Raw genomic sequence first — 21,546 nt, forward strand, 5'->3', positions numbered from 1 at the left:
GCGAAGGGGCACGCTCAGGTTATCGAGAACTCACAGCTGTCCGTCGCGATCGCGCAAGCCCAGCAGGTACAGGACACCGTCCAGCCCAAGCGTGGAGATCGCCTGTTTCGCCGACTGTTTGACCAGCGGCTTGGCGCGGAACGCCACACCCAACCCGGCAATCGCCAGCATCGGCAGATCATTCGCGCCGTCGCCGACCGCAATGGTCTGCTCCAGACGCAGACCTTCCTTATGCGCCAACTCTCTCAGCAGATCAGCCTTGCGCTGCGCATCGACAATCGGCTCGATCGCCACGCCGGTGCACTTGCCGTCGACCACTTCCAGCTCGTTGGCGAACACGTAATCAATGCCGAGTTTGGCCTGCAATTGCTTGGCAAAATAGGTGAAGCCGCCCGACAGGATGGCGGTCTTGTAGCCCAGACGCTTGAGTTCGGCGAACAGGGTTTCGGCACCTTCGGTCAGGCGCAGTGAAGCACCGATCGAATCGAGCACACTGACGTCGAGGCCTTTGAGCAAAGCCAGACGCTCCTTGAAACTGGCACGGAAATCCAGTTCGCCGGCCATCGCGCGCTCGGTGATCTGCGAAACCTGCTCGCCAACGCCGGCCGCCTTGGCCAGTTCGTCGATGACTTCGGCTTCGATCAGTGTCGAGTCCATGTCGAACACCGCCAGACGACGGTTGCGACGGAACAGCGAATCTTCCTGGAAAGCGATGTCGACGTTCAATTCGTGCGCGACACTGAGAAACTCGGCACGCAACGCCTGCGGATCGGCCGCTTCGCCACGCACGGAGAACTCGATGCAGCCCTTTCCCTTGTCGGCCGGGGTGTCCAGCGGCATGCGACCCGACAGACGGTCAATGTGATCGATGTTCAGGCCGTATTTGGCCGTGATCGAACTGACAGCCTGCAATTGGCCGGCCGTCACTTTGCGGGTCAACAGGGTGACGATGTGGCGTTTCTTGCCCTGATTGCCCACCCATTGCTGGTAATCCTCTTCGGACACCGGAGTGAAGCGCACCTGCTGGTCGAGCTCGTAGCCCTTGAACAGGATGTCCTTGAGCACGGATTTGCCTTGCTCGGAGTCGGGAATTTCAACCAGGATGCCGAACGACAGGGTGTCGTGGATCACCGCCTGACCGATGTCGAGAATGTTCACGCCACCTTGGGCCAGAACACCCGTAATGGCCGCCGTCAGACCAGGACGGTCGACTCCCGTGATGTTAATCAGGACGATTTCGCGCAACGCGCACCCCCGCAACTGGAAAAAAACCGCATTCTACCCACTTTCAGTGACCATCGGGCACAGCGAGCGCTTTGCCGGTCTAGGGCCTGTCGCTATACTGCGCGTCAACTTCACGGACAAAAGAGCCGAGCTCAGTGAACCGGCCTACGCCAGTCAAAACCGATAACTTCTTCCTGCTGATCTTCCGTGCACTGCGCCACCGCCGTGTACCGATAGCATTGCGCATTGCCAGCCATAACGTGATCCTGGTCGCTCTGGCCCTGGTGATCTATGCCGGCGTGATGGGTTTGCAATTCAAGCAGGCCATGCACGAGCAGGCCGATGCGCTGGGCGAAAGCCTGACCACGCAGACCGCCACCTCCGCCACTGAGCTGTTGGTGTCCAACGACATCCTCAGCCTTAACGTGCTGCTCAATAACCTGACCAAGAACAAACTGGTCGCCCACGCGGCTATCTATAGCGTGGATAACCGCATCCTCGCCGAATCCGGCCAGCGCCCCAAGCACAGCCTGTTGGGCGAAGCCGAGGGTATGTACGAGAGCAAGATCACTTTCCAGGACGTGACGGCCGGGCAACTGCGCATCAGCCTGGACATGGATCAGTTCCAGCAGCCAATGACCATCAGCTTGCAGAGCATGGGCATTCTCAGTGCAATTCTGTTGGCGCTGTCGCTGGCCTTGAGCCTGCGCATGGGCCGTTATCTGTCCACACCATTGCTGCAATTACGCGTCTGGCTGCGCCGGATCGACGAGCACACGCCGGGCATAGAACGTCAGGATGAAATTGGCGATCTGGCGCGGCAACTGCACGCCAACTACGCGCCGGAACCTGCGCCCGAGCCTGAGCCGGAACCTGAGTTCGAGGACGAAGAAGACGAACCGGAGTTCGAAGTACGCAATCTGCGCGACCCGAGCTTTGACGAAACCCGCCCGTTGGCCGCGCACAAGCCTGCTCCGCGCCATGTGGTCAGCACCGTCGAAGACGATGATGACGACGACGCGTTCGCCGACCTGCGCGACGAGTCTTTGACTGCCGTCGCGCAACCGGCCGTGCGCAAAGCAACGCCGAACGTACCGCAACACACGGCAGTGCTGGCGGTGCAATTGGGCTCGCAAGAGCAACTGCGCCGTTTGCCTCGGGCACGTCTGGAAGAATTGCAGGCGCGCTACCGCGACTGTCTGGATCAAGCCGCTTCGTTGTACCAGGGCGAAATCGAAACCCTGAACGACGGCAGCACGCTGATGCTGTTCCACACCGAAGACAGCGGCGACGACTACCTGACCAACGCGATTTGCTGCGGCGAGTTGCTGCGTGCACTGGGTCATCAGTTGCAAATCGAAGTCGCCGACAGCGGCATCACGCTGCAATTGCAACTGGGCCTGACCCTTGGCGATGAATTGTTCGGTTTGAGTCAGATCGATCTGCTGCTGACTGATTCGGCGCAGGATGCCCTGGCCCTGTCGCAACACAGCCGCAACCTGCTGCTGGTCGAGCGCAAGATCAGTGATGACGCGCTGATCCGTCAGCGTGCGCGGATCCGGCCGATAGCCAGCCCTGAGGGCGCTTGCTGTGTCGAGCGGTTGATGGAGCCTTATCCATCGATGCTGGAGCGGCAACTGGCGCGGATGCATGAGCGTCGGTCTTAAGCCATAGCCCTGATACGCAAAAGCCCGCAGACGAGTGATTGTCTGCGGGCTTTTTTGTGGTCACCTGAAAGGATCTTCGAACGCGGAATCGGATCGTGTAGGAGCTGCGGCACGCTGCGATCTTTTGATCTTGATCCTGAAGACCAGATCAAAAGATCGCAGCCTTCGGCAGCTCCTACAGGGTTCGCGTGTGTTATTCGTTCGTCCAGACACAACAAAGCCCGCACAAGGGCGGGCTCTGTCTTGACTCGATCCAGCCTTAGAAGCGAAACACTTCCATGTCTGTACGAATCGGCGATGCCATCGGGATCTTCGGCTGCTTCTCGGCTTCATCGGCCCGCGCTGCCGGTTTCTGCGCCGCTTTACGCGGTACTTCTGCCACAGGAGGCTGATTGGCCAATGGCTTGAGCGCTACCGACAGTTGCTCGGCCAGACGTTGCAACAGAATGCCTTGAGCCTTTACCTGCGACGCCGTGCTGCCCGCATGCAACTCTTGCAGATGAACGATGCGGTTATCGCGCACCTTGCCGCGACGGTCGATCAAGCGCCATTGCGCATCGAGAATTGCCGGTTGTTTCGCACCGGAGTCCAGACGCGTGATGGTCAGCAACACCTGCACATCCGGGGTGAACCCGCCAGTGGCCGGTGCCAGCACGACACGCTGACTGTCCAGATGACCGGCAACCTGACGCATCAGCAACTGATCAATATCCGACGAAAGGCTGCCAGCCCAACGACCGTCGGTCGCTGCTTGCAGACTGCCATCCGGTTGACGTTGCAGCAGGGTTTCACGTTGCAGGTAATCGGCTACGACTACCGGGCCCAACAAAACCGCCATGCCCGCGCTTTGCGCAGGCTGAACCGGACTTCCGCTGTCCAGTTGATAGAGCGACACCGGCTGGTGAACGCTGCAACCCGCCAGGCCAAGAACGCCGGCGAGTAACAAAATAATTGGAAGGCGCAGCGCAGTCATCATCCCGTCCAGGTGGCCGCCACAAAGCTGACCACAGTGAAAATACTCAATAAATATGAAGAACGCTCGGCCACGCCGGCGCTTGAAAGGCCATATCATCCGTGAATATGCGTTCCGACTCCAGCGCCAAAGCGTCGATCTACGCGTTAAATCGTAGATCGAGCTCTCTAGGACGCCTAATTGAGGTTTTCGACGAGCAGCGCATCCACTCGCTGGAAGCCACGCGGAAGCTTGTTACCGCGACGCCCACGCTCACCTTTGTAGTGTTCGAGATCGTCAGCCTTCAGCGACAACGTGCGTTTCCCGGCCTGCAACACCAAGGTCGAGCCTTCCGGAATGACGGCGATGTCCGTGACATATTCTTCGCGACTGGCGACACGCTCACCGGGAATACCGATGATCTTGTTGCCTTTGCCCTTCCCTAATTGTGGCAGATCGCTGATTTTGAAGATCAGCAGGCGACCCTCGGTCGTGACCGAGGCCAGCCAGTTGTTCTCACGATCAGCCACCGGACGCGGCGCGATGACCTTGGCGTTGTTCGGCAGGCTCAACAGCGCCTTACCGGCCTTGTTCTTGGCTTGCAGGTCTTCACCTTTAACCACGAAACCATACCCGGCGTCGGAGGCGATGACGTACAGCGCATCGTCTTCGGGCATCAGCACGCATTCAAACGTCGCACCCGGTGGCGGTGTCAGACGGCCGGTCAACGGTTCGCCCTGGCCGCGAGCCGACGGCAACGTGTGCGCGGCAACCGAATAGCTGCGGCCGGTGGAGTCAATCACCACGGCAGACTGGTTGGAACGCCCCGCCGCCGAGGTCTTGAAGCCGTCGCCAGCCTTGTACGACAGGCCGGTGGCGTCGATCTCGTGCCCCTTGGCAGAACGGATCCAGCCTTTTTCCGAGAGCACGACGGTGACTTTCTCGTTCGGCAGCAGATCGTGTTCGGTCAGCGCTTTGGCTTCGGCGCGCTCGACGATTGGCGAGCGGCGGTCGTCGCCATAGGTCTCTGCATCCTTGATCAGCTCGGTGCGCACCAGTTTCTTCAGCTTGGCTTCGCTGCCCAGCAGGGCTTGCAGCTTGGCTTGTTCCTTGAGCAGTTCGTCCTGCTCATCACGCAGCTTCATCTCTTCCAGTCGCGCCAATTGACGCAGACGCGTGTCGAGAATGTAGTCGGCCTGAATTTCGCTGAGGGCGAAACGCTCGATCAGCTTGGCTTTCGGGTGTTCCTCGGTACGGATGATGTGGATCACTTCATCCAGGTTGAGGTAGGCAATCAACAAACCGTCCAACAGGTGCAGGCGACGCTCGACCTTGTCGAGGCGGAATTGCAGGCGGCGACGCACGGTCTGCACGCGAAATTCCAGCCATTCGACCAGCAATGCGCGCAGGTTTTTCAGCTGCGGCTTGCCATCCAGACCGATGATGTTGACGTTGACCCGGTAGGTCGACTCCAGCTCGGTGCTGGCGAACAGATGCTGCATCAGTGCTTCGTGATCGACGCGGCTGTTGACCGGAATGATCACGATGCGGCACGGGTTTTCGTGGTCGGATTCGTCACGCAGGTCAGCAATCTGCGGCGCTTTCGATGGTTTGGCCTGCATCAGCCCGGCGATCTGCTCCAGCACTTTGGCCCCGGAGACCTGATGCGGCAGCGCGGTGACGATGATGTCGCCGTCCTCGACGTGGTACACGGCGCGCATGCGCACCGAGCCCTTGCCGGTTTCGTACATTTTCAGCAGGTCGGCGCGCGGTGTGATGATTTCCGCTTCGGTCGGATAATCCGGGCCCTGAATGTGTTCGCAGAGCTGTTCGACCGTGGCTTTGGGCTCATCGAGCAAGCGCACGCACGCGGTCGCGACTTCGCGCAGGTTGTGCGGCGGTACGTCGGTGGCCATGCCCACGGCGATACCGGTGGTGCCGTTGAGCAGAATGTTGGGCAGGCGCGCTGGCAACACCAGCGGCTCCTGCAGGGTGCCGTCGAAGTTCGGGCCCCAGTCCGCGGTGCCTTGGCCAAGTTCGCTGAGCAGCACTTCGGAATATCGCGACAGACGCGCTTCGGTGTAACGCATGGCGGCGAAGGACTTGGGATCATCCGGCGCACCCCAGTTGCCCTGACCGTCGACCAGCGTGTAACGATAGCTGAACGGCTGGGCCATCAGCACCATCGCTTCGTAGCACGCCGAGTCACCGTGCGGGTGGAACTTGCCGAGCACGTCGCCGACGGTACGCGCCGATTTCTTGTGCTTGGAATCGGCGTCCAGCCCCAACTCGCTCATCGCATAGATGATCCGCCGCTGCACTGGTTTCAGGCCGTCGCCGATATGCGGCAGGGCACGGTCCATGATCACGTACATGGAGTAGTTGAGGTAGGCACTTTCGGTGAAGTCAGCCAGCGAGCGGCGTTCAACACCGTCCAGGCTAAGATCAAGGGGATTGCTCATGCAGGCCTCATCGGTTCGTTGTCTGGCGCAGCAGCATGGTGCCACCGCGCTGAGTAAATTCAAGTTTGTTCAGGGCGCTCATGCCGAGCAGCACCTGATCACCATGCAACCCCGGCGCCACCAGTGCGCGGACATCCCGCAACACGATGTCGCCCAGTTGCAGGCGAGCGATTTTTGTACGATAGCCCTGGCTCAGGCCATTGGCCGTGCTCAGGGTCACACCGAAACCTTCTTCCAGCTTCAAACGTTTGGCCAGATCCGCCGGGATCGCGACATCGGTCGCGCCGGTGTCGAGCATGAACTCCACCGGTTCGCCGTTGATCTGACCGCTGGCGACAAAGTGCCCTTGGGCATTGCTCGCCAGTTTCACTTCGATAAATCCTGCGCCCTGCTCCGAACTCACGACGACGTTCGGATTCTGCTGGCGTTGTTCCCACTGGCCAAAAAACCGCGTGGCCAGAAACAGCGCTGCGCACCAGGCCAGAATCATCAGCACCCGACCGGCGCGCTTGCCCGGCGGTTGCTGGCTCATGGCTTGGCGCTCCAGCCACCTTGCGGCGCTGCGAAGCGCCAGACAATTGGGCGGTTCTCGCCATCGGCACGCGGGCCGAAATTATTGTCGACGCCAATCCACGCACCGTTGGCATCGACGATCAAGGCTTCTTCCAGCCCATAGTCCTGTGAATAACGGCGATTTTCCTGCAACAGTTCGGCGGCATACGACCAGCAGCGCTCGACCTTGGCCGTCAGCGGATCGCGACGGCAAATCTGAAAGGCGTTGCGCTCGAGGGTGAACAGCTTGCCGTTGAAAAATGACAGGTCGGAAAAATCCCGGTCGACCGCTTTGGCTTTGGGAAACTGCGTCGGCTGCATTTCCTTGCCGCCTTCGCTCAGCAGCACACAGCGACCGTCGCAGTCCCACACCGTCTGCTGGCGCTTGATCAACAGCAAGCCACGGCTTTGGCGCTCGGCAGCCAACCACATCTGATCCCCCGCCGGATTGATCGCCAGACCTTCGAATATCGCGTTGAATTTCTGCAACATGCCCTTGGCTCGCGCTTCGCGAACCACAATCGGCGAGATCTTCAGCCAGTTCGCCGGGCCGCTGACAGGCAGTTGCAACACCGCCGCATGCCCCTCGCTGACGATGTAGCGATTGCCGGCGCTGTCGCAACTGATGCCTTCGAAATCCAGATCGCCGCCGCGCACGAACGACGCCGCCCAGTTGCGCGAACGCAACCCCCAGGGCAGCCCGGTCTCGGGTAATTCAGGCACGTCGATGCGCACGGTTTCGGCCTGCCAGGTGGCTTGCCGCGTATCGAGGCGATAGATCTGATCATCGTCGCGATCGGACACCGTCCACAACTCGTTGCCACACTGCGCCAGGCCCGACAGGTTGCCGCCGCGCATGCCGTCTACCGGATGCTCGGACAGCACGCGCAACTCCGGCACCGGCTCGGCAAGCGCCGAAACAGAGGTCAGGAGTAACGCACACGCCAGGGCAAAGCCAACCCGCATCAACCAAGAACCTCGGCCAGGTTGCCTTTGGATTCCAGCCAGGATTTGCGATCACCGGCGCGTTTTTTCGCCAGTAGCATGTCCATCATTTCCGAGGTCGCGTCGAAGTCTTCCAGAGTCAACTGCACCAGACGCCGAGTGTTCGGGTCCATGGTGGTTTCACGCAGTTGCGGCGGGTTCATTTCACCCAGACCTTTGAATCGGGTGACCTGTGGCTTGCCGCGTTTCTTCTCGGCCACCAGACGGTCGAGAATGCCGTCACGCTCAGCCTCGTCGAGGGCGTAGTAGATCTCTTTGCCCAGGTCGATGCGGTACAGCGGCGGCATCGCGACGTAGACGTGACCGGCGTCCACCAGCGGGCGGAAATGCTGGACGAACAACGCGCAGAGCAAGGTTGCGATGTGCAGACCGTCGGAGTCGGCGTCGGCGAGGATGCAGATCTTGCCGTAGCGCAGCTGGGCGATGTCGGCCGAGCCTGGATCGACACCGATGGCCACGGCAATATTGTGCACTTCCTGACTGGCGAGCACTTCGCTGCCGTCGACTTCCCAGGTGTTGAGGATCTTGCCGCGCAACGGCAGGATCGCCTGAAATTCCTTGTCCCGCGCTTGCTTGGCGGAACCGCCGGCGGAATCACCTTCGACCAGAAACAGTTCGGAACGCATCGGGTCCTGCCCGGCGCAGTCGGCCAGTTTGCCCGGCAGTGCCGGCCCCTGGGTGACGCGTTTGCGCTCGACTTTCTTGCTCGCTTTCAGACGACGGCCGGCGTTGTTGATCGCCAGTTCGGCCAGCGCCAGGCCGGTTTCCGGGTTGGCGTTGAGCCACAGGCTGAACGCGTCCTTGACCACACCGGAGACAAACGCCGCCGCTTCACGGGACGACAGACGCTCTTTGGTCTGGCCGGAGAATTGCGGCTCTTGCATCTTCATCGACAGAACGAAGGCAATGCGCTCCCAGACGTCTTCCGGCGCCAGCTTCACGCCGCGCGGCAGCAGACTGCGGAATTCGCAGAATTCGCGCATCGCATCGAGCAGGCCCTGACGCAGACCGTTGACGTGGGTACCGCCCTGCGCCGTCGGGATCAGGTTGACGTAGCTTTCCTGCACCGCGTCGCCACCTTCCGGCAGCCACAGCAATGCCCAATCGACCGCTTCTTTATTACCGGCGAAAGCACCGCAGAACGGTTCGTTCGGCAGGCGTTCGAACTCGCTGACAGCGTCGACCAGATAGGAGCGCAGGCCGTCTTCGTAATGCCACTCGATTTTCTCGCCGGTGCCTTTGTCTTCAAAGCTGACCAGCAGGCCCGGGCACAACACGGCCTTGGCCTTGAGCACGTGCTTGAGGCGGCTGATGGAGAATTTCGGTGAATCGAAATACTTAGGGTCCGGCGCGAAATACACGCTGGTACCGGTGTTGCGCTTGCCAACGGTGCCGACGACTTCAAGTTCGGTGGCCTTGTAGCCATCGGCGAACGTCATCTGGTACTCGTTGCCATCACGCTTCACGCGCACCCGGACTTCGGTCGACAAGGCGTTGACCACGGAAATACCCACCCCGTGCAGACCGCCGGAGAACTGGTAGTTCTTGTTGGAAAACTTGCCGCCCGCGTGAAGCTTGGTGAGGATCAGCTCAACACCCGATACCCCTTCTTCAGGGTGGATGTCGACCGGCATACCGCGGCCATCGTCGCTGACTTCCAGCGAGTGGTCGGCGTGCAGGATGACCTGCACCGATTTGGCGTGGCCGGCCAAGGCTTCGTCGACGCTGTTGTCGATGACTTCCTGGGCGAGGTGGTTCGGCCGACTGGTGTCGGTATACATGCCGGGGCGTTTACGCACCGGGTCGAGGCCCGAGAGGACTTCGATGGCGTCGGCGTTATAAGAGCTAGCGCTGGGAGTGGCCATAGGGTCTCGTCGTCAGTCATTCATGAAATAGGGGCAAGACTTCACAGTGCGGTGAAATCGATTGCCTGATACAAATCGGCGCCAATGCAGGCAAAACTCAGCAACGCCGGCAATTGCCCGGCGAAACCCTGGAAACTGTGGTCGCCGCCGGCCTGGATGCGCAAGGCACAGGCGCGGTAATACTGCTGGGCGAGGCGATAATCCAATGTTTCATCGCCGGTCTGCAACCAGACCTGAAAACGCTGCGCATCCTGGGGCGCCGGCACTTCCAGTTCGGCCAGGGCCGCAACGTGGTCGTGGGTCAATTCCCAGGTTTCATCGGTGTACAGGTTTTTCTGCGTGCCCAGATAGCCGTCGAACATCCGGTGCGGGCTGACCGCCGGGTTGACCAGCAGGGCTTTCAGGCCATGGCGCTCGGCCAGGTGAGTCGCATAGTAGCCGCCGAGTGAGCTTCCCACCAGCAACGGCTGGCCTAGCTCGGCAATCGCCTGTTCCAACTGACCGATGGCTTCACGCGGATGGTGATGCAGGGCCGGGACACGCAATTGCTCGCTCAAACCCATCCGTTCCATCACCGCCACCAGCTGACAGGCCTTTTTCGAGGTCGGAGCGCTGTTGAAACCGTGGATATAGAGGATCGAACCGGACATTTGAGCTCCCTGGGTGTCGGCGAAAGATAGCGGAGTTTACAGGGAGTCACAGCAGGATGGGCCATACAAATGATGCCCATGCTGAGCATGTTGCCTCTTGTAGGAGCTGCCGCAGGCTGCGATCTTTTGATTGTAAAAACAGGGTCAAAAGATCGCAGCCTTCGGCAGCTCCTACAAGGTAGCGTTAGCCGGGTTGGCATTAGCCGTTGAAAAAAGGAATTTCAGTACCCGTTGGAGCCGTAGTCGACGGTGAAGGCGAAATCAGTCACGCGCTCAACCCCGGTTTCCAGCCGTCCATCCGGCAACAACCGCAACCAGCGATACCCCGGTGCCTGCTCACCGACCTTGAAGTCTTCACTCCCCGGCTCGAACTGAATGCAGGTCGAAGGTGACGCCATCAAACGCACGCCATTACGCTGGCGATCAATTTCCTGATGCACATGCCCCCACAGCACCGCCCGCGCCTGCGGAAAACGATCCAGCACCTCGAAAAACGCCTCTGGATTGCGCAAACCAATCGGCTCCATCCACGCACAACCGATCGACACCGGATGATGGTGAAAACACACCAGATGATGACGCTCCGGCGCTTCGCTCAACGAGCGGGCCAGCAGTTGCAACTGATCGTCCTGCAAATACCCCGGCACCGAACCCGGTACCGCCGAATCCAGCATCGTCACGCGCCAGTTGCCGAGATCGACCACCGATTCGAGCAACGCGCTTTGCACGGCGGCCTCAGCCATGATCATCGGTTCGTCGTGGTTGCCGGGAATCCAGCGCGCCGGCGCATCGATCTGCGCGGTCATTTCACGAAATTGCTGATAGGACTCCAGCGTGCCGTCCTGAGAAATATCCCCGGTGGCCAGCATCAGGTCGATTTTCGGCTGCTGCCCCAGGACCAACTCGATGACCTTTTGCAGGCTCTCGCGGGTGTTCATGCCCAGCAGCGAGCCATCCGCTTCGGCGAACAGATGGCTGTCGGACAACTGCACCAGCAACGCAGGATCGGCGGTGGTCAATGTGGATACGCTCGGCAAGGCGTTCTCCCAAGGCAAAAGCACGGAATCGTTAAGTGCCGCAATTATGCTGGGGGATTACTGAAAGAGGAAACCGAGGAACCGGACGCAGTTCACAACTAGCGTACGACTTCGTACTCGTGCCCCAACGCCAGACAATGACTCAGCCATTCCCCCAGGAACAGATTGAGCTGAGCTTTTTCATCGGGCTGATGCATCGCGGCGTTCGGGTAAGGATAGATGCCGCGAAAGCGTCGTGCATGTTCGGCGCTGATCACTTCAGCCATACGCGCGTCGTGATAGACCTGAACTTCCAGTTGCGGCACCGGCAACCACGGCAGGCTGTGCTCCTGGCGCACCTGCAACGTGGTGGTATACGGGCAGGTTTGCAGCACTTCGAGGGCCAGTACGCCGAGCATCTGCTCGCCCTGAGTCACGGCGATGCGCCGGGCCTCGGGCTCGTTGCGCATGTCCGGCACCAGTCGCATCAGGCGCGCGTAGTTGGCCTCGCAGGCAGCCTGTAGCCCCACGAGGTCGACTCGATAACGATCGCGCAGCTTGTTTACAACCATAACCCCCTCACTTCGGCGCGGTTGAGCGCCAGCCACTGCAAAGCGATGATGCTCGCCGCGTTGGCAATGCGTCCGTCACGGACGGCCTGCAAGGCATCTTCAAAGGCCCAGACCGTGACGCGGATATCTTCTGCCTCTTCCTCCAGCCCATGCAGGCCGCCAACGCCATCGGTACTGCAACGCCCCAGATACAGATGCACGAACTCGTTGCTGCCGCCCGGTGACGGGAAATATTTGGTCATCGGCCACAGGGCCTTGATGTCCAGCCCAGCTTCCTCCTGCGCCTCGCGGTGAGCAACTTCTTCCGGTTGTTCATCCTTGTCGATCAGACCAGCGACCAGTTCTACCAGCCACGGATTGTCAGCCTTGCCCATCGCACCGACGCGAAACTGCTCGATCAGCACCACTTCGTCGCGCTGCGGATCGTACGGCAGCACGCACACGGCATCGTGACGCACGAACAATTCACGATTGATCTCGCGACTCATGCCCCCGGCGAACAGCTCATGGCGCAGGTGCACACGGTCGAGCTTGTAGAAGCCCTGATAGCAGCTCTCGCGGCGCACGATGTCGACGGCGGTCGGAATGGCGTTGGCAAAATCAGTCATGAGCATCCTCGTTTACTGCGAATCCATTACGAGGTTGCTTATCGTTACTGGCAACCTCGACTTCGCGCCATCCTAACGCGCCCGTACCGTTTGATGCAGCCCCTTTACCGTCATCGGGATGGACGGTGGCGGCGAAACCCACTCTAATTAGCTTAGTGGCGAACTGACTGCTTCGTTGAGAGTCGAAGCGGTAACTTTTTGCCTTCCCCTGCTTTCGAAAGGACGCCCATGTCGCTTTTCAAAATTGCCTCCGTGGCCGCCATTGCCCTGACCCTGGGCGCGTGCGCGAGCCTGTTCCAGCCCAACTATCGCACGCCGCTGGAAACTACCCGTGATGCGTCGGAACAGCTGAAACCGGGATGTTCCACCCCTGATTGCCCGCTGGTGAACATCGACACCCTGCGTTTCCCGGCAGAGCCCGCGCTGGACCCGATCATCGAAAAACGCCTGCTGCAAATGACCCGCACCGAGCCGGGCGCGCCTGTTGCGCCGACGCTGGCGGCCTATCGCGAGCAGTTCCTGGCCAACGCCGGCCCGCGCAACAGCAGCTATCTGCAAGCGAAAGTACGTGAGCAGCATGACGGCTTGGTGATCATCGAATTGTCGAGCTACCTCGACACCGGTGGCGCCCATGGCACACCGGGTCGCGGTTTCATCAACTATTCGCGCCAGCAGCACAAAGTGCTGAACCTGTCCGACATGCTGATGCCGGGGCAGGAAGAGGCGTTCTGGAAGGCTGCGCAAGTGGCGCACAACAGCTGGCTGATCAGCACCAAGCTCGATCAGGAGCCCGAGTTCGTCAAGAGCTGGCCATTCGTGAAAACCCCGCACGTGGCGTTGACCTACGGCGGGGTGATCCTCAAGTACGAAGTGAGCACCATCGCGCCTTACGCGCTGGGCCACGTCGAACTGAAGATCCCTTATCCACGTCTGAACGGCATTCTCAAGCCTGAGCTGTTTCCCGGCCGTAACTGAAGGCCCGACCGAGCACAAATTGCAGCAGCCCTGCCAGCACCAGCGCCGGCAGGGTGGCGCCGATGTCCGGATACAGATTCGCCAGCAAGTGATAGGTGCTGACACCCCCCAGCCACGCCAACAACGCCGGCCAGCGCAACGCGGCTGATGCGACCTGCCCCCGGCGCTTGCGCAGGATGAAGTGATCCACCAGCACCACGCCGAACAACGGCGCAAACACCGAGCCGATCAGCAGCAGGAAATTCTGGTATTGCGCCAATGGCGCCAGCAGTGCAATCAGCGTGCAGATGACGCCGATGGCGAGCGCCAGATGCTCGACTCTCAGGCGCAACAGAATCCCGCTGGACACCGCTGCCGAATGAATGTCGGCGAAGGCGTTTTCAGACTCGTCGAGCAGAATCAGCAGCAACGGAATACCCAACCCGGCACCGGCCAGTGCCAGCAGCAACGCATTGACTTCACCGCTCGGCGCGAACGCCAGGGTGTAGGCCACGCCGAGGCTCATCAGCCAGAAATTGCCGATAAAGAAACCGACGGCGGTGCCGCCGAAAACGTTCTTCGCACGCTTGCCGAAACGCGAGTAGTCGGCGATCAGCGGCAGCCACGACAGCGGCATGGCGATGGCGATGTCGAAGCCCACGGCGAATGGCATCGAACCGTCACCGGCACGCGCCCAGAGCGCCGTCAGATCCGCCTTGGCGAACAGGTTCCAGGTCAGCCAGAGGCACGCAGCCAACAGCAGCCAGATCCCCCATTTGCGCAGGATCTGCCGGACAAACGTCAGCGGCCCGCTGACGGCAAGCAGGGTTGCCAGAGCGCCGAAGAACAGCGTCCACAACACCGGATTGGACCACAGCGAACCTTCGCTGAATGCGCGGGTGCCGAGCAGGCTGGCCGCATCACGCATGACGATGATTTCGAACGAGCCCCAACCGATCAGTTGCAGCAGATTGAGCAGCGCCGGCAAGCTCGCACCTTTGCTGCCGAGGCTGAGTTTGAGTGCAGCCATCGAAGACAGACCGGTGTCGCTGCCGATCACGCCGACGGCCGCCAGCAGCAGAACACCGACCAGCGTGCCGAGGAAAATGGCCAGCAGCGAACCGGACAAGCCCAGACCCGGCGCGAGCAATGCGCCGGTCTGCAGCACCATCAGGCCGATGCCGAGGGAGAACCACAGGGAAAACAGATCGCGACCGCCGAATACACGCCTGTCGGCGGGCACGGCGCGATCGGGGGAGTAAGTACCGGGTTGAATGCTCAAGGGTGTTGATCTCACGGAGTGATAGCTACAAGTTGCAAGCCACAAGCTGCAAGAAAAAGCAGGTTTCGCATCTGCTTCTAACTTGCAGCTTGTAGCTTGCCGCTTACACTTTTTTATAAAGCTGACTGCCTTCCTTCTTGAACCGCTCAGCCTGTTCCGCCAGGCCTTGGGCGACGTCCACGTCGACCGCTTCGATACGCTGGTTGGCCGCGTATTCGCGGACTTCCTGAGTGATCTTCATCGAGCAGAATTTCGGCCCGCACATCGAGCAGAAATGCGCGACCTTGGCCGAATCTTTCGGCAAGGTTTCATCGTGGTACGAACGCGCGGTATCCGGATCGAGGCCGAGGTTGAACTGGTCTTCCCAACGGAATTCGAAACGCGCCTTGCTCAAGGCGTTGTCGCGGATCTGTGCGCCCGGGTGTCCCTTGGCCAAGTCCGCTGCGTGCGCGGCGATCTTGTAGGTGATGATCCCGGTCTTCACGTCATCCTTGTTCGGCAGGCCCAAGTGCTCCTTCGGCGTCACGTAGCAAAGCATGGCGCAACCGAACCAGCCGATCATCGCCGCACCGATACCGGAGGTGATGTGGTCGTAGCCCGGCGCGATGTCAGTGGTCAAAGGGCCAAGGGTGTAGAACGGCGCCTCGTCGCAGCATTCCAGCTGCTTGTCCATGTTCTCTTTGATCAACTGCATCGGCACGTGGCCCGGGCCTTCGATCATGCACTGCACGTCGTGCTTCCAGGCGATCTTGGTCAGCTCGCCGAGGGTTTCCAGCTCGCCGAATTGCGCTTCGTCGTTGGCGTCGGCAATCGAGCCCGGACGCAGGCCGTCGCCCAGCGAGAAGCTGACGTCGTAGGCCTTCATGATTTCGCAGATTTCGTCGAAATGGGTGTAGAGGAAGTTCTCTTTGTGGTGCGCCAGGCACCACTTGGCCATGATCGAACCGCCACGGGAAACAATGCCCGTCACACGTTTGGCGGTCAGCGGCACATAGCGCAACAGCACGCCGGCGTGGATGGTGAAGTAGTCGACGCCCTGCTCGGCTTGCTCGATCAGCGTGTCGCGGAACAACTCCCAGGTCAGGTCTTCAGCGGCGCCGCCCACTTTTTCCAACGCCTGGTAGATCGGCACGGTACCGATCGGCACTGGCGAGTTGCGGATGATCCACTCGCGGGTTTCGTGAATGTGCTTGCCGGTGGACAGGTCCATCACCGTGTCCGAACCCCAGCGGATGCCCCAGGTCAGTTTCGCCACTTCTTCTTCAATCGAAGAACCCAAAGCACTGTTGCCGATGTTGCCGTTGATCTTCACCAGGAAGTTACGGCCGATGATCATCGGTTCCAGTTCGGTGTGGTTGATGTTGGCCGGAATGATCGCGCGACCACGGGCAATTTCTTCTCGAACGAATTCAGGGGTGATGACTTTCGGCACGCTGGCACCGAAGCTGTGCCCGGCGTGTTGCTGGTCCAGCAGGCCGGCGGCGCGAGCCACTTCGAGCTTCATGTTTTCGCGGATGGCGACGTATTCCATCTCGGCGGTAATGATGCCTTTGCGCGCATAGTGCATCTGGCTGACGTTGGCCCCGGCCTTGGCGCGCCGCGGGTTGTTCACGTGGGCAAAGCGCAGTTTGGTCAGCTCGGCGTCGGCCAGGCGTTCCTGGCCAAAATTGGAACTCAAGCCAGGCAGGCGCTCGGTATCGCCACGGGATTCGATCCACGCCGAACGCACATCGCCCAGGCCTTTGCGCACATCGATGATGACGTTGGGATCGGTGTACGGGCCCGAGGTGTCGTACACGACGACCGGCGCGTTGATCTCGCCGCCGAAGTCGGTCGGGGTCACGTCGAGACTGATTTCGCGCATCGGCACGAGGATGTCCGGGCGGGAACCCTGAACGTAGACTTTTTGCGAACGGGTGAACGGCTTGACCGATTGCTCGTCGACCTTGGCCGAGTCACTCAGGTTGATCGCGTTTTTTGGTTTTGTAGTCATCACGGGCTCTCCAGACATCATCCAGGCAGTGGATTGTCGGAGCAGAACCTGAAAGGCACGGACGCACCAGGACTGGTGCTGTGCATCGTCGTCGAGCGTTCGATTGTCGAACAATTTCCCGGACGAAGCACAAGAGGACTCGCCGGGTGACGAGAAATCTTGTTCCCTACGCAGGCGCTAACCTGATCAGGTTCAACGGGATCCGAAATTATTCGATCTCAGCCTCATAGCAAGGCACCCCGACAAGAACCCGGCCAGTCTAGACACAACCGGCAAAGAACGCCAACTCCGCGGCAAACACCATGATGAATGGCGCAATTAACGGATTGTTGCCGAACGCAGGCGCAACTACACTCGCTCTGCCCCGCCGGGCCTTGACGCTACGGGGGGTGCGCCTTACCTTTGGCGCCCGGATTACTTCCATAATATTCATGCTAGGGATCGCCTCATGCTGCGCAAACTTTCACTGGCTCTTGCCGTGTCTTGTGCGTCCAACGCAATGGCCTGGGCAGCAGAAGCGCCCTTGTCGACCAAAACCGATCTGGTCAGCGTCTATCAGGAAGCGGTCGACAACAACGCCGACCTGGCCGCTGCCCGCGCCCAGTACGGTGCACAGAAAGAAGTGGTACCGCAGGCTCGCGCCGGATTGCTGCCGAATCTGTCCGGTGGCGCCGAAGTCGCTGACGTGCGCACTTCGCTCGACCAGCCTTCAGCCATCGCCAACCGCAGCGCTCACTCGTATCAGGCGACCCTGGCTCAACCGCTGTTCCGCGCCGATCGCTGGTTCCAGTACCAGGCTGCCAAAGACGTCAACGAACAAGCCGCGCTGCAACTGTCGGCCACCGAGCAGAACCTGATCCTGCAATCGGCCGAAAGCTACTTCAACGTGCTGCGCAGCCAGGACAACCTGGCCTCGACCAAGGCTGAAGAAGCCGCGTTCAAGCGCCAGCTCGACCAGTCCAACGAGCGATTCGACGTCGGCCTGTCGGACAAGACCGACGTGCTGCAATCCCAAGCCAGCTACGACACCGCGCGCGCCAACCGGATCGTCGCGCAGCGTCAGGTCGATGATGCGTTCGAAGCGCTGATCACCCTGACCAACCGCCAGTACAACTCGATTCAGGGCATTGTCCATACGCTGCCGATCCTGCCGCCGGCGCCGAATGACGCCAAGTCGTGGGTCGACACCGCCGCCCGACAGAACCTCAATCTGCTCGCCAGCAACTACGCTGTCAGTTCCGCCGAACAGACCCTGAAACAGCGCAAGGCCGGCCACTTGCCGACCCTCGATGCGGTGGCCAAGTACGAAAAAGGTGACAACGACGCCCTCGGTTTCGCCAACCCGAACGCCTTTGGCACACCCTACGGTGGCAACGTCGAGCAGAGCACGCTGGGCCTGCAACTGAACATTCCGATCTACAGCGGCGGGCTGACCAGCTCCCAGGTGCGTGAGTCCTACTCGCGGCTTGACCAAACCGAGCAGCAGCGCGAAGCCCTGCGCCGGCAAGTCGTCGAAAACACTCGCAACCTGCACCGCGCGGTGAACACCGACGTCGAGCAGGTGCAGGCGCGCCGCCAGTCGATCATCTCCAACCAGAGCGCGGTGGAAGCCACGGAAATCGGTTATCAGGTGGGCACGCGCAACATCGTCGACGTGCTCGATGCGCAGCGCCAGTTGTATACCTCGGTGCGCAACTACAACAACACGCGTTATGACTACATCCTCGACAACCTGCGCTTGAAGCAGGCCGCGGGGACTTTGAACCCGGGTGATCTGGAGGATCTGCGCCGTTACCTGAAAGCCGACTACAACCCGGACAAGGACTTCTTGCCACCGGATCTGGCCAAGGCTGCGGAAGAGCAACTCAAGGCCCGCCCTTAAAAGCAAAAGATCGCAGCCTTCGGCAGCTCCTACATTGGAATGCATTTCCATGTTGGAGCTGCCGATGGCTGCGATCTTTTTGCTTTATTTGATCAGTCGGCCCAAGCCATCCAGCAAACGCTGCAACGCGCCCTGATTGCGGCGCATCACCGCCAGCCCCGCATCAGCCATACGCTGTGCATCCCGCGGCAGTTCGAACAGGCGCTGGACTTCCACTGCCAGCCCTTCGGCATCATCTACTTCAACCAACGCCCCGGCCTCGCGCAACTGCGCGGCGATGTCGAGGAAGTTGAACAGGTGCGGGCCGCTGATCACCGGTTTCGCCAGTGCGGCGGGCTCCAGCAAATTGTGTCCGCCATTCGGCACCAGGCTGCCGCCGACAAAGGCGCTGTCGGCCAAGGCGTAGAGAAACAGCAGCTCACCCATGGTGTCGCCGAGCAGCACCGAAGTTTGCGCATCGACATTGGCGGCGGTCGAACGACGCAGTGTGGCAAAACCTTCGCGCTGACACAGTTCGAACACCGAGTTGAAGCGCTCCGGGTGACGCGGTACCAGAATCAGCAACGCATCCGGATGATTGGCCAACAAACGCCGATGGGCGTTCAACACCACTTCATCCTCGCCTTCATGGGTGCTGGCAGCGATCCACACCGGTCGCTCCAGCGCCTGCCACTGGCCACGCAATTGGGCGGCGCGTTGCAGCAGTTGCGGGTCGATGGTCAGGTCGAATTTGATCGAACCAGTGACTTCGACGGTCTCCGGACGCGCACCCAGATCGCGGAAGCGCTGAGCTTCGGCCTCGGTCTGCACGGCAAAAAAACTCATCTCGGCGAGCATCGGCGCGGTCAGTTTGCTGAAGCGGCCATAACCCTTGGCCGAACGTTCGGACAATCGTCCGTTGGCGAGCGCCACCGGGATGCCGCGTTTGGCGCACTGATGAATATGGTTGGGCCACAGTTCGGTTTCCATGATCACGGCCAGTTTCGGCTGTGCGCGATCAAGAAAGCGCGCCGCTGCACATGGCAAGTCATAGGGCAGGTAGCAATGCTGGATGCGCGGCTCGGAGGCGAACAGTGCCTGAATCCGCTCCGAGCCGGTCGGCGTCATGCAGGTCACGGTGATCGGCAGCTGTGGATAACGTTGCAGCAACGCGCGGATCATCGGCGCGGCGGCGATGCTTTCGCCCACCGACACCGCGTGTACCCAGATGCCGCCGGGTTGCAGCGCCGGCATCGCGTAAGAGAAACGTTCGCCAATGCGCTTGGCATACGCCGGCGCCTTGCGCGCCCGCAGCCACAGCCGAATCGCCACCAATGGCAGCCCCAGGTAAAACAGCGCGGTGTAGAAAGTTCTATTCATGGCGGCGGAGTTTATCGACTTTTTCCGTCGATCGCGCGCAAGTGCACGGCAAAACGCTCGGCCAGCCAACGCGCAGCCGGGCCGAGCGGCTCGTCACGCCGCCAGACCAGCTCCACCACCAGCGCTGGCGGCGTCCATTCACTGGCGAGTTCGACCATCAAGCCCTGATAGGCCGAGTACTGCACCACGTGCCTGGGCAGCCACGCCCAGCCTAGATCGCGCACCAGCCATTCGGCCATCACGTAAAAACTGTCGGCACGCCACACCTGTGGGCTGGCCGGCTCGTTGCCGGGGTAGACACTGGTTTGCGTCGACATCAAAAGCTGCCGGTGTTGCGCCAGGTGTTGGCAGGTCACGTACTTCTGCGTCGCCAACGGATGATTGATCCCGCAGACCGTGACCATTTCCACGCTCCCCAATACTCGTCGCTCCAGCGCCTCGGGGATTTCATCGTGATAGAACAGCAAGCCGAGATCGGCGCGGCGCTCGACGAGTTTGCGTGCGACTTCGCCTTGAGCAGCGCTGGTGAGTTGTACTTCCAGGCTGGGAAATTGATCGGCCAGCGCGCCGAAACTTTCCACCAGCGCCTGATAGGGCATCGCCTCATCCTGCGCCACGCGCAGTTGCGCTTCCTGGCCGCGCATCATCGCCATGGCCCGGCCATTCAGGCGCTCACACTGGCGCAAGACTTCTCGCGCCTCCTCGAGCAGCGCCTCCCCCGCTTCGGTGAGCCTCGGCTGGCGACCGCTGCTACGCTCAAACAGGCTCACGCCCAGATCGTCCTCGAGCATGGCGATGGCACTGCTGATCGCCGACTGCGCCTTGCGCTGTTGCCGGGCTACGGCGGAGAACGAACGCTGCTCGGCGACCGCGATAAACACGCGTAACTGATCCAGATTCCACTGCATGCTCATCGCGCAACCCATCTCCCAAACAGATAGGTAATGACTTTACCGCATCTGAACAACCTCTAAAATGCCGACCTCAGAAAGTAACGCTACACACGAGGATTACACATGAACGCCTACGCCTACCTTGCCATCGCCATCTGCGCCGAAGTCATGGCCACCGTTTCGATGAAAGCGGTCAAAGGCTTCAGTACACCGCTGCCGCTGCTGGTAGTGATCGTGGGTTACGCCATCGCGTTCTGGATGCTGATCCTGGTGGTGCGCACGGTGCCGGTGGGTGTCGCTTACGCGGTGTGGGCCGGGATGGGCATTGTGATGGTCAGTATCGCGGCGCTGTTCATCTATGGGCAGAAGCTGGATGTGCCGGCGATCTTGGGGATGGGGTTGATTGTTCTGGGCGTTGTGGTGATTCAACTGTTCTCGAAAACTGCCGGCCATTAAAAACCAATCGCAGTACCAGCCTGCTCGCGAAGAGGGCATGTCAGTCGACAACGATATTGCCTGACACACCGCCTTCGCGAGCAGGCTCTCTCCCACATTTGATTTTGCATCCAGCCTGTTGATCATCGACAAATCCGCCTCTTTCCCGAGTCTG

18 protein-coding genes and 1 riboswitch are annotated in these 21,546 nt (G+C 60.5%); of the genes, 4 read left to right on the top strand and 14 right to left on the bottom strand.

Annotation, left to right across the window (positions count from 1 at the left end; translation table 11 throughout):
• Positions 1-30: 30 nt before the first annotated feature.
• Positions 31-1,245 carry a phosphoserine phosphatase SerB gene (serB, locus tag AB4P92_RS12625; protein WP_047299476.1) on the bottom strand — a complete coding sequence of 405 codons (1,215 nt, stop codon included), beginning with the start codon at positions 1,243-1,245 and terminating at the stop codon, positions 31-33.
• A 134-nt stretch (positions 1,246-1,379) separates the two neighbouring features.
• On the opposite strand from serB, the gene AB4P92_RS12630 reads away from it, so the two are divergent.
• Positions 1,380-2,891, top strand: a complete 1,512-nt coding sequence (locus AB4P92_RS12630; RefSeq protein ID WP_210624138.1) for an AhpA/YtjB family protein — start codon at positions 1,380-1,382, stop codon at positions 2,889-2,891.
• A gap of 259 nt (positions 2,892-3,150) precedes the next feature.
• On the opposite strand, the gene AB4P92_RS12635 is transcribed toward AB4P92_RS12630, so the two are convergent.
• The 9 genes from AB4P92_RS12635 to AB4P92_RS12675 form a co-directional block, all read right to left on the bottom strand.
• Positions 3,151-3,864 (bottom strand): membrane integrity-associated transporter subunit PqiC, encoded by a 714-nt coding sequence (locus tag AB4P92_RS12635; protein WP_042557361.1) that lies wholly within the window; start codon positions 3,862-3,864, stop codon positions 3,151-3,153.
• 176 nt (positions 3,865-4,040) lie between these two features.
• Positions 4,041-6,305 (bottom strand): DNA topoisomerase IV subunit A, encoded by a 2,265-nt coding sequence (parC, locus tag AB4P92_RS12640; RefSeq protein ID WP_042557360.1) that lies wholly within the window; start codon positions 6,303-6,305, stop codon positions 4,041-4,043.
• A gap of 7 nt (positions 6,306-6,312) precedes the next feature.
• Positions 6,313-6,837 carry a TIGR02281 family clan AA aspartic protease gene (locus AB4P92_RS12645; RefSeq protein ID WP_042557359.1) on the bottom strand — a complete coding sequence of 175 codons (525 nt, stop codon included), beginning with the start codon at positions 6,835-6,837 and terminating at the stop codon, positions 6,313-6,315.
• Positions 6,834-7,823, bottom strand: coding sequence for an esterase-like activity of phytase family protein (locus AB4P92_RS12650; RefSeq protein WP_395599461.1), 990 nt, complete (start codon positions 7,821-7,823; stop codon positions 6,834-6,836). Before AB4P92_RS12650 ends, AB4P92_RS12645 begins: the two co-directional genes overlap by 4 nt.
• Entirely contained in the window at positions 7,823-9,727 is a 1,905-nt protein-coding gene (parE, locus tag AB4P92_RS12655) for a DNA topoisomerase IV subunit B (protein WP_042557357.1), read from the bottom strand. Before parE ends, AB4P92_RS12650 begins: the two co-directional genes overlap by 1 nt.
• Positions 9,728-9,768: 41 nt before the next feature.
• The gene (locus tag AB4P92_RS12660) at positions 9,769-10,377 is read right to left on the bottom strand and encodes a YqiA/YcfP family alpha/beta fold hydrolase (protein ID WP_395599462.1); all 609 of its coding nucleotides are present in this window, start codon (positions 10,375-10,377) and stop codon (positions 9,769-9,771) included.
• 221 nt (positions 10,378-10,598) lie between these two features.
• Positions 10,599-11,414, bottom strand: coding sequence for a 3',5'-cyclic-AMP phosphodiesterase (gene cpdA, locus AB4P92_RS12665; protein ID WP_395599463.1), 816 nt, complete (start codon positions 11,412-11,414; stop codon positions 10,599-10,601).
• A 98-nt stretch (positions 11,415-11,512) separates the two neighbouring features.
• Entirely contained in the window at positions 11,513-11,965 is a 453-nt protein-coding gene (locus AB4P92_RS12670; RefSeq protein WP_042557354.1) for a DUF1249 domain-containing protein, read from the bottom strand.
• Complete coding sequence (locus AB4P92_RS12675; RefSeq protein WP_042557353.1) at positions 11,956-12,573, bottom strand: NUDIX domain-containing protein; 618 nt, start codon at positions 12,571-12,573, stop codon at positions 11,956-11,958. The genes AB4P92_RS12670 and AB4P92_RS12675 overlap by 10 nt, the downstream gene beginning before the upstream one ends.
• Before the next feature lie 228 nt (positions 12,574-12,801).
• Here AB4P92_RS12675 and AB4P92_RS12680 point away from each other — a divergent pair, with 228 nt between their 5' ends.
• Positions 12,802-13,548, top strand: a complete 747-nt coding sequence (locus AB4P92_RS12680; RefSeq protein ID WP_042557352.1) for an RsiV family protein — start codon at positions 12,802-12,804, stop codon at positions 13,546-13,548.
• Here AB4P92_RS12680 and cytX read toward each other — a convergent pair.
• Positions 13,517-14,809, bottom strand: coding sequence for a putative hydroxymethylpyrimidine transporter CytX (gene cytX, locus AB4P92_RS12685; RefSeq protein ID WP_261736292.1), 1,293 nt, complete (start codon positions 14,807-14,809; stop codon positions 13,517-13,519). The two genes, AB4P92_RS12680 and cytX, sit on opposite strands and share 32 nt — an antisense overlap.
• A gap of 103 nt (positions 14,810-14,912) precedes the next feature.
• The gene (gene thiC, locus AB4P92_RS12690; protein WP_042557350.1) at positions 14,913-16,802 is read right to left on the bottom strand and encodes a phosphomethylpyrimidine synthase ThiC; all 1,890 of its coding nucleotides are present in this window, start codon (positions 16,800-16,802) and stop codon (positions 14,913-14,915) included.
• Positions 16,803-16,948: 146 nt separating this feature from the next.
• A riboswitch (TPP riboswitch) is annotated at positions 16,949-17,054 on the bottom strand.
• 196 nt (positions 17,055-17,250) lie between these two features.
• Here thiC and AB4P92_RS12695 point away from each other — a divergent pair.
• A complete protein-coding gene (locus AB4P92_RS12695) occupies positions 17,251-18,684 on the top strand; it encodes a TolC family outer membrane protein (RefSeq protein ID WP_395599464.1) in 1,434 nt (477 codons plus the stop codon).
• A gap of 84 nt (positions 18,685-18,768) precedes the next feature.
• Here the strand turns inward: AB4P92_RS12695 and waaA are convergent, their stop codons facing one another.
• Both waaA and AB4P92_RS12705 read right to left on the bottom strand, forming a co-directional pair.
• A complete protein-coding gene (waaA, locus tag AB4P92_RS12700; RefSeq protein WP_395599465.1) occupies positions 18,769-20,043 on the bottom strand; it encodes a lipid IV(A) 3-deoxy-D-manno-octulosonic acid transferase in 1,275 nt (424 codons plus the stop codon).
• A gap of 11 nt (positions 20,044-20,054) precedes the next feature.
• Positions 20,055-20,957, bottom strand: a complete 903-nt coding sequence (locus AB4P92_RS12705) for a LysR family transcriptional regulator (RefSeq protein WP_395599466.1) — start codon at positions 20,955-20,957, stop codon at positions 20,055-20,057.
• Between the two features lie 102 nt (positions 20,958-21,059).
• Here AB4P92_RS12705 and AB4P92_RS12710 point away from each other — a divergent pair, with 102 nt between their 5' ends.
• The gene (locus AB4P92_RS12710; protein WP_042557345.1) at positions 21,060-21,392 is read left to right on the top strand and encodes a multidrug efflux SMR transporter; all 333 of its coding nucleotides are present in this window, start codon (positions 21,060-21,062) and stop codon (positions 21,390-21,392) included.
• The last annotated feature ends 154 nt before the right edge of the window (positions 21,393-21,546 follow it).

This window comes from Pseudomonas sp. A0308 (assembly GCF_044218815.1).
Taxonomy (GTDB): Bacteria; Pseudomonadota; Gammaproteobacteria; order Pseudomonadales; family Pseudomonadaceae; genus Aquipseudomonas; species Aquipseudomonas iridis.

Excerpts from the sequence above, each read along its gene's own strand:
- AB4P92_RS12635 (WP_042557361.1), bottom strand. The coding sequence starts at position 3,864 with ATGACTGCGCTGCGCCTTCCAATTATTTTGTTACTCGCCGGCGTTCTT.
- parC (WP_042557360.1), bottom strand. The coding sequence starts at position 6,305 with ATGAGCAATCCCCTTGATCTTAGCCTGGACGGTGTTGAACGCCGCTCG.
- AB4P92_RS12645 (WP_042557359.1), bottom strand. The coding sequence starts at position 6,837 with ATGAGCCAGCAACCGCCGGGCAAGCGCGCCGGTCGGGTGCTGATGATT.
- AB4P92_RS12650 (WP_395599461.1), bottom strand. The coding sequence starts at position 7,823 with ATGCGGGTTGGCTTTGCCCTGGCGTGTGCGTTACTCCTGACCTCTGTT.
- parE (WP_042557357.1), bottom strand. The coding sequence starts at position 9,727 with ATGGCCACTCCCAGCGCTAGCTCTTATAACGCCGACGCCATCGAAGTC.
- AB4P92_RS12660 (WP_395599462.1), bottom strand. The coding sequence starts at position 10,377 with ATGTCCGGTTCGATCCTCTATATCCACGGTTTCAACAGCGCTCCGACC.
- AB4P92_RS12670 (WP_042557354.1), bottom strand. The coding sequence starts at position 11,965 with ATGGTTGTAAACAAGCTGCGCGATCGTTATCGAGTCGACCTCGTGGGG.
- AB4P92_RS12675 (WP_042557353.1), bottom strand. The coding sequence starts at position 12,573 with ATGACTGATTTTGCCAACGCCATTCCGACCGCCGTCGACATCGTGCGC.
- AB4P92_RS12680 (WP_042557352.1), top strand. The coding sequence starts at position 12,802 with ATGTCGCTTTTCAAAATTGCCTCCGTGGCCGCCATTGCCCTGACCCTG.
- thiC (WP_042557350.1), bottom strand. The coding sequence starts at position 16,802 with ATGACTACAAAACCAAAAAACGCGATCAACCTGAGTGACTCGGCCAAG.
- AB4P92_RS12695 (WP_395599464.1), top strand. The coding sequence starts at position 17,251 with ATGCTGCGCAAACTTTCACTGGCTCTTGCCGTGTCTTGTGCGTCCAAC.
- waaA (WP_395599465.1), bottom strand. The coding sequence starts at position 20,043 with ATGAATAGAACTTTCTACACCGCGCTGTTTTACCTGGGGCTGCCATTG.
- AB4P92_RS12705 (WP_395599466.1), bottom strand. The coding sequence starts at position 20,957 with ATGAGCATGCAGTGGAATCTGGATCAGTTACGCGTGTTTATCGCGGTC.
- AB4P92_RS12710 (WP_042557345.1), top strand. The coding sequence starts at position 21,060 with ATGAACGCCTACGCCTACCTTGCCATCGCCATCTGCGCCGAAGTCATG.